The organism is Bartonella sp. PS7NMGDW (assembly GCF_042193585.1).
Taxonomy (GTDB): Bacteria; Pseudomonadota; Alphaproteobacteria; order Rhizobiales; family Rhizobiaceae; genus Bartonella; species Bartonella grahamii.
Map to the genome: position 1 here is coordinate 1 of NZ_JBHILX010000129.1, position 561 is coordinate 561.

Annotated in this window: 1 pseudogene; it reads left to right on the plus strand. The window is 32.3% G+C overall.

From position 1 onward, the window contains the following. Positions 1-32: 32 nt before the first annotated feature. A pseudogene (locus ACFIKJ_RS09700) lies at positions 33-561 on the plus strand (hypothetical protein); the annotation flags it as partial.

Here is a 561-nt window from a genome sequence, read left to right on the forward strand (position 1 = left end):
TTGCAATAATAATAAAGAAAGGGAGGTGAAGTATGTCAACTAAGTTGCCATGGACGAGGCTTTTTGCAGACAAGTGGCTTCTTGATCTTGCTTGTTTACCCGCAATTGAAGGCAATGTTTATATGCGATTGCGATTGCAAATGTTGCGCACTAGAGAGCCTCTTGTAAATGATGCGCAAATATTATCTCATTTTACGTGTTGTTCAGTAAAAAGATTTCAGAAGGCATTAGATTACTTATTTAGATCTGGACACATTATTCTTTCAGAAGATGGTCATTTGTGGTGTTCAGATGTTGAAGAAGAATTAAAAAATTCAGACGAAACTTTAAATAAGTTTGCAGAAAGAGCAGCAAAAGCCGCCAATACTAGAAAACATAAAAACCACGAAGAATCTTCAAGAGAGCTTCAAGATTCTTTAAGAAGTCTTCAAGATTCTTCAAGATGTCTTGAAGATTCTTCAAGAGGGTACAATAACAATAACAATAACATTAACAATAACAAAAAAAATAAAAATATTATTTTATCAAAAAGAGAAATTGATTTTGAAAATTTAGAAACAA